We start from the raw sequence: 12,596 nt of genomic DNA, 5'->3' as shown, positions 1-12,596 counted from the left end.
GGCCGGCTCAACCAGCAGTGATCCACTCCATGAGGAGATGCGGGGCGCACCTGTACCCCGAGCGCGGCCAGAAACGGCGACATCCGCAAGACCGATCGGTCACTTCGGGAACAGCGGGTCCGGTCGGCGAGGTTGCATCGGCCGAGGGCCCGTGCCGTACCGGCGGGGCACACGGAGACCGCGAGGTCGTCCGCCCCGCCGGGATCCGGGCCCCAGGATGGTGTTACACCGGCCGCGCTCCGTGGACGGCGACGTAATTTCTGTTGGAGGACTTTTCATGACCGACCGGCCCCTGACCTTGATGGCAGTACACGCCCACCCCGACGACGAGGCCACGACGACCGGAGGAGTCCTCGCCCAGTACGCGACGGAAGGCATCCGCACGGTGCTCGTGACCTGTACCGACGGCGCCTGCGGTGACGGACCGGGAGGCGTCAAGCCGGGCGATCCCGGCCACGATCCGGCGGCGGTCGCCCTGATGCGCCGCCAAGAACTCGAAGCGAGCCGCGACGTCCTGAAGATCAGTGAATTGGAAATGCTGGACTATGCCGACTCCGGGATGATGGGCTGGCCCAGCAACGACGCCCCCGGATCCTTCTGGCAGACCCCCGTGCAGGAAGGCGCGACCCGGCTGGCGGACCTGATGCGGCACTACCGCCCCGATGTGGTCGTCACCTACGACGAGAACGGCTTCTACGGCCACCCCGACCACATCCAGGCCCACCGCATCACGATGGCGGCGCTGGAGATGACGACCGAGCTGTCACCGAAGGTGTACTGGACCACGATGCCCCGCTCGATGACGCGGCGCTTCGGCGAGATCATGCGCGAGTTCCACCCCGACATGCCGGAGCCGGATCCCGCCGAGGCCGCCGCGATGGCCAAGATGGGTCTCCCCGACGACGAGATCACGACGTGGGTGGACACCACGGCGTTCAGCGGTCAGAAGTTCGACTCGCTGGCCGCGCACGCCAGTCAGGGCGACAACATCTTCTTCCTCAAGATGGGCAAGGAGAGGTTCTCCGAGCTGATGGGCATCGAGACCTTCCTGCGCGTCCAGGACGCGACCGGTGCGGCCGTACCCGAGAACGATCTCTTCGCCGGACTGCGCTGACCCGCCCGGCCGCCCGGCCAGGAAGACGCGCGTTTCCGCGTGCCTCCCGGCCGGGCATGGGCGAGCGCACATCGACTGCGTGTTTTGTCCGTCGACGGGTTCGCAGGTCACCGGTAGTGTCCCCCGAGCGGCTGCTGCGGGACTTCGAGAGCGCTGCCATCTGTCGGGATCGGTATCGGTACGGAGGGCACCCCCATGACCAAACTTGTCCGGTACCTGACATTACTCGTCGTGGGCGTCTCCCTGCTGTTCCCCTCCACGGGGGCAGCCTCCGCGGCGCCGGTGTCCCCCGCAGCGCCCGCCGCCGCCGAGAGCTCCTGGCAGCCGCCCCTGTCCACCCGCGGGCGCTACATCGTCGACGCCAACGGCAACCGGTTCCGGCTGAAGTCGGCCAACTGGGACGGCGCCCAGGGCTCCTGGACCGGCAGCGGCAGCACGGCCGACAACGCCAACCACCACGCCGGGCAGAACTCCTACGGCATCCCCCTGGGCCTGGACCGCGTACCCCTTGCTCAACTCATGGCCGACTTCCACAAGTTGGGGATCAACAGCATCCGGCTCCCGTTCTCCAACCAGATGATCCATGACACCACCGCCGTACCGGACGCCGCCGTGGCGGCCAACCCGCAGTTGCGCGGCCGGACTCCGCTCGGGGTCTTCGACGCCGTGGTCTCCGCCCTGACGTCGGCCGACTTCGCCGTCATCCTCAACAACCACACCAACACCTCCCGTTGGTGCTGCGGCATCGACGGCAACGAGCGGTGGAACAGCAGCCAGTCGACCGGGCAGTGGGCGGACGACTGGGTGTTCATGGCCCGCCGCTACGCCGCCGACCCCCGTGTGGTGGGCGCCGACCTCTACAACGAGGTACGCCGTGACGTCTGGGACGACCCGAACTGGGGCGGCGGCGACGCGCACGACTGGTACGCCGCCGCCCAACTCGCCGCCGACCGCATCCTCACCGAGGCGAACCCGAACCTGCTCATCGTCATCGAGGGCATCAACTGGACCGGCATACCCGTCGACGGCTTCGCCCACGGCCGCCCCCTCCTCACCCCCGCCCGCACGCTGTCGCACACCTTGGTGGCCGCCCACAAACTCGTCTACTCGGCCCACTTCTACGGCTACACCGGCCCCCACCACAGCGGAGCCACCGGCATCGGCGAGACCAGCGACCCCCGCTACCAGGACCTCAGCCGCGACGACCTGTTCCAAGCCCTGTACGACGAGGCGTTCTTCGTCTCCCAGGACAACGGCAAGCACTACACCGCCCCCGTGTGGATCAGCGAGTTCGGCATCGGAGCGGGCGAGACCGGCACCGCGGCACGCACCTGGTTCGGCAATGTCACCGACTACTTCGCCGACCACGACGCCGACTTCGCCTACTGGCCCCTGGTCGGCTGGCAGGGCCACGACGACTGGGCCCTCCTGCGCTACGACGCGGACGGCACCCGGCACGGCCTCCTGGACGACGCCGACTGGCGCGCCGCCGGGTGGCAGCGGCTGATGTCCGCCGCCTCGCTCAGCGGTCCGGTCGCCAAGGTCCCCGCCTGGCAGATGCTCGCCACCGACCACGGCGACTACGTCCAGTCCGTACGGGTGCGCGCCACCGGCGACTGGGACCCGGGCGCCGCCAAGGCCGCCTGCCCCGACGGGCTGCGCCTGATCGGCCTCGGGCGCACCTCGGGCCGGGGACTGTGCACGGACATCACCGCGGGCGACCTGCGCGCCGCCGGCGGCACCCAGTCAGTCGTCACCGACGAACGCAACGTCCCCCAGGGTGGCGACTGGGCCTCCGGATACACCAAACTCCAGTGCGCCCAGGGCCAGTTCCTCATCGGCTACAGCCACCGGGATGTGCGGACGTCGGCGGCCCTGTGCGCTCCCGCCGCTGCCGCGCTCGCGGGAGCGGGACGCACGGTGTGGTTCGACCGCTCCGACAACCGGCCCGGCGACACCGGCGGCGGTGACTTCGCCGTCGGCGACTACAAGGGCCAGTGCGCGGACGACGAGTACGCCGCGGGCATCGCGTACACCACGCGCATCGGCAGCTCGCCGGGCCCCGCGGCCCTGCTGTGCCGCAAACTGGCCCTCTGACCCGCACGGGAGCAGTGGCGCCAGACGGACCGGCGACGGTGTTCGGCGCGGCGGGCGGTGCCGCGTCCGGTACCACCCGGCTCGAAGTCGGCTGGGCCCTGGTTGAAAGGCAGTCCGGGCGGACAGGGCCACAATCCTGGCGTCCGCCGGATTCACCGTCGAGGACACGAATGACGAGCAGCGCCGTCACCAACTGCGGGTCAGCGACGGGGCCGCCCGAGCGGCACCCATGTGGACCTTGCCCGACGAGGAAGTGACCGTGCCCAGCCGGCCGGCAGCCGGTCCACGTGACGACACTGGCTGACCCACGGCATCCGGCGCACGCACCCCCCGAAGCTCCGCTGCCGCCATGTCTCCGCACGTCCCGGCCCGCGTGCCGAGCAGCCCCGGTTCCACGTTCCCGGCATCACCTCTGGCATTGCATCAAGCTCAAGATCTTCCCCGCCCCCAGTCCGTTGAGCACCTGATCACGGTCAAGGCCGCGGCGGCACATTGGACACCGGTTTCACCACCTCCCGAACCCTGAGAACGCCCTGAAACCGCGCTGAATGGCGAGGCAGCCACGCTGTGCGCCATGACGACGACGGCCCCGCCAGGGGCAGCGGTCAGGGAGGGGATCACCATGAACAGCCTGCGACTGATCCACCGGCACACGGTGGCCTTCGGGCGCTTCGCCGGGCTGGGCAGCGGGCTCACTCTGGCGGCCTCTGCAGTTCTGGTCCTGCTCTCGCAGTGGATTCCGTGGACGGCGGCGAACGCGCTGACCACCGTCGCCTCCACCGTAGTTGCCACCGAACTGCACGCCCGCGTCTCGTTCCGCCACGGACGGCCCGGTCTGGCCGGCCACTTGAAGAGCGCTGCCACCATGGCCCTCGGCTGGCTGGTCACGTCCGCCGCGGTCGGCGCGCTGGCCGCGCTCCGCCCCGACGCCGGACTCGTCCTGCAGCAGACGGTGTACTTGTCGGCCACCGCACTCGTCGGGATCGGCCGCTATCTCGTGCTGCGGCTGGCTGTGTTCACCGAGGCCACTCCCCGGTCCGGGGCCAGCAGCGACGTACGGTTGCGGGCCGCCTACGACGCGGCTGCGTAGACCCTCGGCCGCGCTCAGGCACCGTTCGAGAACTGCGGGATGCTGCGCAACCGAAAGCGCAGGTCCCTGTGCGGCGCGAGCTGCCTGGTAGGACTCGGTGGTCTGTCGTAGCGGGTGGCGATGCCGCGACGTCGCGGCCAGGTGCGGATGGTCCAGGCGAGCGAGCGGCCGGCACAGCGCAGGCCGACGAGGCTCTGAAGTGTCATCGCTGCGGCAGGCACCGCGATGCCCCAGGGAGAAGGGTCTGCTCAGGAGGTCTTCCTTCCGGGCCGGCCCTTCGTCGGCTGCGGCGGGAGTCGGTGGCGGATGCCTCAACTCGCTTTCGATGCGGACCGTTTGGCGTTCTTGCTCCTGCTGGTGCGCGTGCTGCTTCGACCGGGCTCCGCGGGCGCCTTCTTGACCACTCCGGCCTTCTTCGTGGCTGCGACCGTTCGCGACGGCGTCGTGCGGGGCGGCGTGGTCGGCCACTTGAACTCGATCTCCAGCTCGATCTCCCCGTTGCCGATCTCGACCTCTGTCTCGGTGCGCAGGTCGTCGGGGATCCGCAGGCTGAGCGTTCCGAGGCCGAATTCCAGATCGACATCCCCGCCCTCTCTCAGTGCGGCCGCGAGTGCCGTGAGTTGGTCAGCGGCCTCAAAGCGCGACAGAGAGCGCTTCTGCTCGAACTTCAGGTCTTTCATGGGTGTCTCCCCTTCGGAAGAGAAGAGTCGATTACGCCCATTCTGAGGCCATGCGCGAGATCGGACATCCGCACGGTCGGGCGCTCGGAGCTTCTCTCCGGCGCGACGGACCCGGCGCCCCCGCGCGCGAGGCCCGGAAGCGTTCTACGGTGGAAAGGGATCCCTCGTTCGCGGAACTCGGTACCTTCCGCCTGTTGTCTCTCGGGGTCGCATCTCACCAGGAGGGCATACAGCATGTCCACTTCATCGGAAACACCTGTCCTTGACACCCTCGCCGCCATGACGGTCGACTCGATCGAGCGCTGCGGGATGAGCCCGGACCTGCTCATCCTCACGCGTATCGCCGCACTCGCCGCCTCGGACGCCCCGCCGATCTCGTACGTGGCGCATATCGACCCCGCCCTCAAGACCGGCCTGACCGCCAACCAGTTGCAGGACGTCCTGGTCGCCATCGCGCCCATCGTGGGCACCGCCCGCGTCATGACCGCGGCCGGCAACATCGCCACGGCTCTCGGCATCGCCATCGCCGTCGCAGACACCGAGATCGAGTCCCAGGGCTGAGAAGCGGTTCCGCCCGCCATCGGATCTTGCCCAGAGCAGGAATGACGCGAGACTGACCGCTGCCTCGTAGGAGGTGGCGGTCTTAACGATGGCGGAGTCGATCTGAACGAGCCAGTCGGTGTCGCCGACCGCGTCCGCATGGGCCTGGATCTGCTGAAGGGCCCGCGTGAACACGCCGTCCAGGGCGTAGCGCCGGAAGCGGGTGTAGACCGTCTGCCACGGCCCGTAGCGTTCCGGCAGGTCGCGCCAGGAGATCCCGGTCCGGATCTTGTAGACCCTCCCGTTGACGACCCGCCGATCCTCCACACGCGGTCGGCCCGTCGCGGCCCGCGGTATCAGCGGAGCGAGTAACTCCCACTCCTGATCACTTGCGGCGCCTGATCTTGGCCCAAGCCTCCTTCAAGGCGTCCGCCGCGGTTCCCACCTTCTCCGCCAGTGGCGGGATTCGATCGAGCACGGCGTCTACAACGAAGAACGTCCCAGTCACCGCGCCCGACGCGCCGTATCTGAAGCCGCTCACACAGCTCGTGGCCGACTACATCGAGGACGCGGGCATCGAGGTGGTGGACGCGCTGAGCCTGGAGGTGCCGGACAATCTGGCCGTCGCCCGCCTCGACCCCGCCGACCTGCGCGAGCACTGGCGGCGCCTTGATCTGTCACGGGCCGACGCGCTCGTCCTGTCCGCCTGTGTCCAGATGCCTTCGCTGGCGTCGATTCAGCCTGTGGAGGAAGCGGCGGGGCTCCCCGTGCTCTCGGCGGCCACCGCGACGGCGTACCGCGCCCTGGTCGAACCGGGCCTCCCCGCGGTCGTTCCCGGCGCGGGCAGTCTGCTCAGCGGCCGGGCCGGGGCGGGAGGGCAGAACGGGCCAGGTCCTGGGCGGCCGTGACGGACAGCAGGAAGGGACGATCCGCAAGCGGCGGCGAGGCCGGCGACGAGCGGCCCGACTCGGGGGCGAACCATGACGTGTCACGGGACCAACTCGGCAGCGAACCGCGTCAGTCGGGTCAGACCATGTCGTCCAGTGGACGCAACTCGTCGGCGTAGGACACCGAAGTGCGGCGCAGGATCCCGTTGCGCCCGACCGTGTACTGGCCCATCCGCCACAGCGGCGGCGAGTACGTGTGGATCGACACGCTGCCGGCATCGCGTCCGGTGAGCCGGTGGATGTGGTCGGGGCCGAAGCAGAAGACCTGACCGGTCGGCACCTCGGTCGCCAGGCTCGGCACGCCGACGGCCAGATTGTGTTCGACGAGTGTTCCCTCGGCCACCGCCACGGCACCGGAGGAAACATCGTGATCGTGCCAGCCGGTGTCGTTCCGCGGCGTCCAGCACAGCACCCAGACGTCGACATGGGCGTCCCTGTACAGCGAGACGTAGTGCCGGTTGTCGTCGTCGAAGGCCACGTGCTCACGCCAGCTGCCGGGGTCCGCGGCGATCGACGCGGCCAGCTCCAGCAGTTCCCGCTTGTCCAGGTCGCGGCCCGGAAGCGTGTCGAGAGTGACGGCCGCCCGCACCCGGTGCCACGGTTCGGCATCGCGGGCGGCTGCGGTGTCGAGGTCGTGGGCCGGCAGCGGTGCGGTCATGGCCGTACTCCTTCGAGTGGGTGGCGTGGATTGCCGACGCGGACGGAGCGCCTCGCGGTCGTACGACGAAGGATCGTCACGGGGCCGGGTGCAGCGTCCCTCCGGCGGACCGGAACGGTTGTGTGCGGGGCTTCATCTGCTCGACGAGGCCTTCCGGACAGGGGGGTTGGCACATGGTGGTCGCATCTTGCTCGCTCGCGCCGCCTCTGGGTTAAGCGCTTCAGTGATGCGTTCCAGTGAAGCGCTTAAGTGGAGCCGGTGTCAATGTGCGTCGAGGGCCGCTCCGCTCCGAACGGCAGGAGCGGAGCGCCAGTTCATCGAGTCGTTACACTGACCACGTGCCAAAACAGCCGCGGCGGATCACCCTGCGCGACATCGCGGAGGAGACCGGGCTCTCCGCCGCCGCGGTGTCGTACGCGCTCCGCGGACTCCAGGTACCGCCCGAGACCCAACGACGTGTCCGCGAGGTCGCCGATCGGCTCGGCTACCAGGCGGACCCGATCGCCCGCGCCCTGGCCTCCGGTCGTACGGGGTATGTCGGGGTGCTGTGCGGGTCGCTCGCCGACGTCTGGCAGCAGGACCTCGCCGCCGCCCTGGGCCGCAGGTTCCTCGGCGTCGGGCGGCACGCCCTGATCGTCGACGCCTCCAACGACCCCGAACTGGAGGCCACGCTCGCCTCCCAGCTGGCGGACCAGCGGGTGGACGCGCTCATCGTCCTGCCGGTCGACCCGTCCGCCGCGCACTGGAAGGAAGTCGCCCGGCGGACGGTACTCACGTCCATCGGTGACGGACTGCCAGGTGCGGCCACCGCGGCGGAGGTCGTTTTCGACAACGAGGCCGGGGTCACCGACGCCTTCCATCGACTCGTCGACTGCGGTCACCGCAGGATCGCCGTCATGACCCCGAGCCGGCCCACCACCCCCGACCGTCCCGCCGAGGTGATCGCCCATCGGGTCGCGCGGAGTCTCGGCCTGGACGTCACGCTCCACCCCTCACCGCACGACCTGGACGGCGCCACCGCCGTGGCACGGACCGTGCTGGGCTCCGCGAATCCGCCGACCGCCTTTCTGTGCCTGGCCGACTCGATGGCCTACGGCGTCTACGCCGGGGCTCGGGAGCTGGGACTCGACGTACCCGACGACGTCTCGGTCATGGGCTTCGACGACCACCCGTTGTCGCGATTGTTGACGCCGCCGCTGTCCAGTTACCGGTGGCCGGCGGACCTGCTGGTGGACCTGGTGGTCAAGCGCACGGTCAGAGCGATCGACGAGAACAAGCTCAGCCGCCGCAAAGTCCTCCCCCCGGCGGCGAAGCCCCGCGGTTCGGTGGCACCGCCGAGGACCGCACGCCGGTAGGGCCGAGGCCGCGGAGCGGCACAGGGTTTACGTTCCGGGAGTGCCGACTGCGTCCAGCCCTTCGCCGGTGGCGAGTCGCGCCCGCACGGTGATGCGCGGGTTGTGGGGAGCGGGTACGGCGAGGGTGCGGGACCGCTTCGTGGCCTTGACGTCTCCGCTCACCGACAGGCTGGTGACGGCGCGGCTGCCGGCGGCCAGTGCGTACCAGTGGCCGTTCGGGGAGCGCCAGCCGCTCGCGGCGACGATGTGCTGGCCGAACCGGCTGCAGGCCGCGGTGGCGCGGGCTCGGGCGATCGTACGGGCCGGTGCGGCGGGCGCGTCTCCGCTGGTGCGCAGGGAGACCGTCACGTCGCCGGGTCCGCGCCAGGTGTCGGCGCGGGCGCAGGTCCACACGGCGTGGCCGCCTCCGTCGGGCAGGTCCTGTTCGGCGAAGTCCCAGTTGTTGACGGCGCGTACGCCGGAGCCGCGCAGCGGCTCCAGGGCGCAGGCCTGGTGGGCCCAGGCCAGCAGGGCCTGGGAGCCGGTGGCCTCGCGGGGCTGACGGGCGGGCGGTGTGCCGTGGCCGGGCAAGGGGGTGTAGGTGAGGTGGACCGGGGACAGGTCGCCGAGGGGGGCGAGCAGGAACGCGTGGTGTTCGGCGATGCGTGGCGAGGAACGCAGTTGCAGGACCGGTCGGCTCTCGCAGTGCGCTGTCGCGGGCACGGTCGGGACCGGATCCGTGACGCCGTCCTTCGAGACGTGCAGCGCGCGGGCCAGGACATCGGGGCGCAGCAGGTCGCGGGTCTGTGCCTCGGCCACCCAGGGGGCCAGCAGATAGCGGGCGGTGCCGCCTGCCCGGGTGAGGGTCACGGCCGCCGCCGTGGTGACGTCGGCGTCGTCGACGCGGGCGACGCTCAACTCCGCGTCCCGCGCTCCGGAGCGGGTCTCGCTGTAGCGGGCGAGGCGTTGGCCGTCGTAGAACAGCACCACTTCGCGGTCGCCGACGTCTCCGGCGTAGAGGAGTTGCGGTGCGGTCGCCGGTGGGACCGCGGTCGTGGCGGGGGCGAGGTGGAGGCGGGTGTGGGCCTGTGGGTGCGTCCACGCGTTCAGGGCGCGGTCCAGGAGGTCCTGGTCGTGGGGGCGGGAGCCCCGGGCCGGCCAGGCGGTGAAGTCGACCCGCGAGGTGTTGTCCCATGCCCCGGCCGTCGTGCGCACCAGGTCCGCCGTACGCGGCATGCCGAGTGCCGCCGGTGTCCCGCGTTCCGGCCGGTGTGCCGTGCCGTCTCCTGCCACGGCCAGGGTCACCACCGTCAGGAGTCCGATCGCGGCGGCCCCCAGGAGCAGGCGGGTCCGCCGGGCGCGGCGCAGCAGGTCGGTGGGGCCGGCCTGGAGGGCGCAGGCGTCGAACTCCTGTGACGCGAGCAGGGCGGCGGGCGATCTGCGCGAGCTCTCCTCCAGCAGGCCCGCGGTTCGCAGGGCCGCGGCCGGGTCCGGTGCGTCCGCGGATTCCAGCAGGCCGTGGACGGCGTCGAGGGGCAGGCCGTGGACCGTGCGCAGCAGGAAGGCGGCGCGGGCCGCCGCCGGGGCCGCGGACAGCCGTTGGGCCAGGGCGAGTTCGTCCGCCCCGCCCGAACGCGGGAACAGCCGCAGACCCAGGACCAGGGGCAACCGGGGCCACAGCGCGCCCGGGGCGACGAACCGTGCGGGCCACATCCGCGGGCGCCGCCCATGAGCCAGCGCGGCGCGCAGCACCTCGGCCAGGAGAAGGCGCTCCACGGAGTCCCCGGCGCGGGACTCCCCGCGCGGCGCGGGGACGGCGGGCGCCGAACGTGTCGTGCCCGCGCGACGCAACGCCCGTTGCACGAGGGCGTGCGCCACGAGTACCCGGCGGTGCCGGCCGAGCGAGGCCGGGAGGACGAGGTGCGCCAGACGGACCAGATCGCCGTACTGCTCGACGAGGACGGACTCGGCCTCCCGGACCCGAGACCTGACACCCCCGGCGTGGGGGCGGAGCGAACGAAGTTTCATGGAACGGGACGCTTTCCGGGACGGGAGAGGACGCGGCGGGGTGCCGTTGCGTCAAACGAGTGAATCCCGGACAGGTCACCGTCACCCGCCGCCGGTGCGGACCTCCGCGCGGACATGCGGACTCCCGCCTACCGGGCGTGAGAAGTGAACCGCAGCGGTGCCGCGCCTCCGTACGCTCTTCGCCCCGTCCCTGTCGCGCAGGAGGATGGCCGGGCCACCACCACTGGTGGACGCGGCACGTGGACACCGGTGGCCGGTCGTACACGACACGAGCGAGGAGCGGACATTGGCTGTGGTGATGTTCATGCGCTGGACGGGTGTCACCCCCGAGCAGTACGACACCGTTCGGGACACCGTGGGCTGGGAGGAGACGGCCCCCGCGGGGTCACAGGTGCATGTGGCCTGGTTCGACGACGAAGCACTCAATGTGACCGACGTATGGGACTCCGAAGAGGCCTTCCAGACCTTCTTCGCCGAACGACTGGCGCCCGCCGTCGAGAAGGCCGGCATCACCGGCCGGCCCGACAGTGAGTTCCGGCCGCTGCATCGGCGCTTCGTCCCGCCCGGAGTCGTCGGCGGCGCATGAGAAGCCGGTGCCGGGCCTCACGGGCCCGGCACCGTCGTCCGAGGGTCAGCGGCCCTTGCGTACCCGGGCCGCCGCGCGGGCTTCCGCGGTCTTGCGGGCCTCGGCTGCCTTGCGGGACTCCTTGGCCGGTCGGCCCGGACGGGTTCCCATGCCCCGGAAGGGGGCGTTGCCGCTGGGCTTCGTCCCCGCCGGAGGGCGCTTGGCACCGGTGATGGCGGTCAGTTTCTCCTCGCCGGAGCGCACCTGTGTGACGGTCGGCCGGATGCCGGCCTCGGACATCATGCGGTTCACATCGCGCCGCTGCCCGGGCGTGACCAGAGTGACCACCTTGCCGGACTCCCCGGCGCGCGCCGTACGACCGCCCCGGTGCAGGTAGTCCTTGGCGTCGGCCGGCGGGTCGACGTTGACGACGAGGTCGAGCGCGTCGATGTGAATGCCGCGGGCGGCGACATTGGTGGCCACCAGCACGGTGATCTCACCGTCCTTGAACTGGCCGAGCGTGTGCGTGCGTTGGGGCTGCGACTTCCCGCTGTGCAGAGCGGACGCCCGTACCCCGGCGGCCCGCAGATGACGGGTGAACTGGTCCACCCCGGCCTTGGTGTCCAGGAACATCAGCACGCGGCCGTCCCGCGCGGCGATCTCGGTCGCCGCGGCGTACTTGTCGGCGCCGTGGACGTTCAGCACATGGTGTTCCATCGTCGCGACCGAGCCCGCCGCCTCGTCGACCGATGCGAGAACCGGGTCGTGGAGGTAGTCCTGGACCAGCCGGTCGACGTCGCCGTCGAGCGTGGCCGAGAACAGGAGCCGCTGCCCGTCGGAGGGAACCTGGTCCAGGAGGTCCGAGACCTGCGGCAGAAAGCCCAGGTCGCACATCTGGTCCGCCTCGTCCAGCACCGTGATCCGTACATGGTTCAGGTGGCAGTCGCGGCGCGACACCAGGTCGGTCAGCCGCCCCGGCGTCGCGACGACCACCTCGACACCGGTCCGCAGCAGCGCCGTCTGCCGGTTGATCGACAGACCGCCGACCACCGTCGCCAGCCGCACGCCGACTGTCCGCGCGTACGGGGTGAGCGCGTCGTCCACCTGCTGCGCGAGTTCCCGGGTCGGCACCAGGATCAGCGCGAGCGGCCTCTTCGGCTCCGCCCGCCGACCCGCGGTCCGTACGAGCAGCGGGAGCCCGAACGCGAGTGTCTTGCCGGAGCCGGTCCGTGCCCGGCCCAGCACATCGTGGCCGGCCAGCGCGTCGGGGAGCGTTGCCGCCTGGATCGGGAAGGGTTCCGTCACCCCGAGGTCCCTCATCGTCCCGACCAGCTCGGGCGGCAGCCCGAGCGTGGCGAAGGAAGCGGTCGGCGGCTTCGCGTTCATGGGGAACCTTCCTCGGTCTGCTGCCCGCAACGCGCCGGGGCCCGCACCCCTTGGTACGGGCCCCGGCGATCTCGAAGCGTTCGTCCACTTTAACAGCGGCCACAGCCGGGCGGCAGCCCTCCCCCAGAGGCGGTGCCCCCAGACTCGGCCAGACACA

The 12,596-nt window shown here is 71.0% G+C and carries 12 protein-coding genes and 1 pseudogene; 7 read left to right on the top strand and 6 right to left on the bottom strand.

What is annotated here, in order from left to right; genetic code table 11:
* Window positions 1–277 precede the first annotated feature (277 nt).
* From ACWDEW_RS39150 to ACWDEW_RS39140, 3 genes are all read left to right on the top strand, one after another.
* A complete protein-coding gene (locus ACWDEW_RS39150; RefSeq protein WP_450519612.1) occupies window positions 278–1,114 on the top strand; it encodes a PIG-L family deacetylase in 837 nt (278 codons plus the stop codon).
* Window positions 1,115–1,309: 195 nt separating this feature from the next.
* Window positions 1,310–3,211, top strand: coding sequence for a glycoside hydrolase family 5 protein (locus ACWDEW_RS39145; RefSeq protein WP_450519610.1), 1,902 nt, complete (start codon window positions 1,310–1,312; stop codon window positions 3,209–3,211).
* Window positions 3,212–3,833: 622 nt separating this feature from the next.
* The gene (locus ACWDEW_RS39140; protein WP_450519608.1) at window positions 3,834–4,301 is read left to right on the top strand and encodes a hypothetical protein; all 468 of its coding nucleotides are present in this window, start codon (window positions 3,834–3,836) and stop codon (window positions 4,299–4,301) included.
* 14 nt (window positions 4,302–4,315) lie between these two features.
* On the opposite strand, the gene ACWDEW_RS39135 is transcribed toward ACWDEW_RS39140, so the two are convergent.
* Both ACWDEW_RS39135 and ACWDEW_RS39130 read right to left on the bottom strand, forming a co-directional pair.
* Entirely contained in the window at window positions 4,316–4,507 is a 192-nt protein-coding gene (locus tag ACWDEW_RS39135) for a hypothetical protein (RefSeq protein ID WP_450519606.1), read from the bottom strand.
* A gap of 105 nt (window positions 4,508–4,612) precedes the next feature.
* A complete protein-coding gene (locus ACWDEW_RS39130) occupies window positions 4,613–4,981 on the bottom strand; it encodes an amphi-Trp domain-containing protein (protein ID WP_450519604.1) in 369 nt (122 codons plus the stop codon).
* Between the two features lie 234 nt (window positions 4,982–5,215).
* Between ACWDEW_RS39130 and ACWDEW_RS39125 the strand changes: the two genes are divergently transcribed.
* Complete coding sequence (locus tag ACWDEW_RS39125) at window positions 5,216–5,542, top strand: carboxymuconolactone decarboxylase family protein (RefSeq protein ID WP_450519602.1); 327 nt, start codon at window positions 5,216–5,218, stop codon at window positions 5,540–5,542.
* 174 nt (window positions 5,543–5,716) lie between these two features.
* Here ACWDEW_RS39125 and ACWDEW_RS39120 read toward each other — a convergent pair.
* Window positions 5,717–5,899, bottom strand: a pseudogene (locus ACWDEW_RS39120) (transposase); the annotation flags it as partial.
* Window positions 5,900–5,910: 11 nt separating this feature from the next.
* Between ACWDEW_RS39120 and ACWDEW_RS39115 the strand changes: the two are divergent.
* Window positions 5,911–6,429, top strand: coding sequence for an aspartate racemase/maleate isomerase family protein (locus tag ACWDEW_RS39115; RefSeq protein WP_450519601.1), 519 nt, complete (start codon window positions 5,911–5,913; stop codon window positions 6,427–6,429).
* Between the two features lie 118 nt (window positions 6,430–6,547).
* Here the strand turns inward: ACWDEW_RS39115 and ACWDEW_RS39110 are convergent, their stop codons facing one another.
* Window positions 6,548–7,126, bottom strand: coding sequence for a cysteine dioxygenase (locus ACWDEW_RS39110; protein WP_450519599.1), 579 nt, complete (start codon window positions 7,124–7,126; stop codon window positions 6,548–6,550).
* A gap of 338 nt (window positions 7,127–7,464) precedes the next feature.
* On the opposite strand from ACWDEW_RS39110, the gene ACWDEW_RS39105 reads away from it, so the two are divergent.
* Window positions 7,465–8,481 (top strand): LacI family DNA-binding transcriptional regulator, encoded by a 1,017-nt coding sequence (locus ACWDEW_RS39105; RefSeq protein WP_450519598.1) that lies wholly within the window; start codon window positions 7,465–7,467, stop codon window positions 8,479–8,481.
* Between the two features lie 27 nt (window positions 8,482–8,508).
* On the opposite strand, the gene ACWDEW_RS39100 is transcribed toward ACWDEW_RS39105, so the two are convergent.
* Window positions 8,509–10,488 carry a hypothetical protein gene (locus ACWDEW_RS39100; RefSeq protein ID WP_450519596.1) on the bottom strand — a complete coding sequence of 660 codons (1,980 nt, stop codon included), beginning with the start codon at window positions 10,486–10,488 and terminating at the stop codon, window positions 8,509–8,511.
* 292 nt (window positions 10,489–10,780) lie between these two features.
* Here ACWDEW_RS39100 and ACWDEW_RS39095 point away from each other — a divergent pair, with 292 nt between their 5' ends.
* Window positions 10,781–11,074, top strand: coding sequence for a hypothetical protein (locus ACWDEW_RS39095; protein WP_450519742.1), 294 nt, complete (start codon window positions 10,781–10,783; stop codon window positions 11,072–11,074).
* Window positions 11,075–11,119: 45 nt separating this feature from the next.
* On the opposite strand, the gene ACWDEW_RS39090 is transcribed toward ACWDEW_RS39095, so the two are convergent.
* On the bottom strand, window positions 11,120–12,439 hold the full coding sequence (locus ACWDEW_RS39090; RefSeq protein WP_450519594.1) for a DEAD/DEAH box helicase: 1,320 nt from the start codon (window positions 12,437–12,439) through the stop codon (window positions 11,120–11,122).
* Between the last annotated feature and the right edge of the window lie 157 nt (window positions 12,440–12,596).

The sequence above is a fragment of the Streptomyces sp. NPDC001100 genome (assembly GCF_053598575.1).
Note: the sequence above shows the minus strand (reverse complement) of the source record. Positions and strands in the feature narration are given on the sequence as shown.

Excerpts from the sequence above, each read along its gene's own strand:
- ACWDEW_RS39150 (WP_450519612.1), top strand. The coding sequence starts at position 278 with ATGACCGACCGGCCCCTGACCTTGATGGCAGTACACGCCCACCCCGAC.
- ACWDEW_RS39145 (WP_450519610.1), top strand. The coding sequence starts at position 1,310 with ATGACCAAACTTGTCCGGTACCTGACATTACTCGTCGTGGGCGTCTCC.
- ACWDEW_RS39140 (WP_450519608.1), top strand. The coding sequence starts at position 3,834 with ATGAACAGCCTGCGACTGATCCACCGGCACACGGTGGCCTTCGGGCGC.
- ACWDEW_RS39135 (WP_450519606.1), bottom strand. The coding sequence starts at position 4,507 with ATGACACTTCAGAGCCTCGTCGGCCTGCGCTGTGCCGGCCGCTCGCTC.
- ACWDEW_RS39130 (WP_450519604.1), bottom strand. The coding sequence starts at position 4,981 with ATGAAAGACCTGAAGTTCGAGCAGAAGCGCTCTCTGTCGCGCTTTGAG.
- ACWDEW_RS39125 (WP_450519602.1), top strand. The coding sequence starts at position 5,216 with ATGTCCACTTCATCGGAAACACCTGTCCTTGACACCCTCGCCGCCATG.
- ACWDEW_RS39110 (WP_450519599.1), bottom strand. The coding sequence starts at position 7,126 with ATGACCGCACCGCTGCCGGCCCACGACCTCGACACCGCAGCCGCCCGC.
- ACWDEW_RS39100 (WP_450519596.1), bottom strand. The coding sequence starts at position 10,488 with ATGAAACTTCGTTCGCTCCGCCCCCACGCCGGGGGTGTCAGGTCTCGG.
- ACWDEW_RS39090 (WP_450519594.1), bottom strand. The coding sequence starts at position 12,439 with ATGAACGCGAAGCCGCCGACCGCTTCCTTCGCCACGCTCGGGCTGCCG.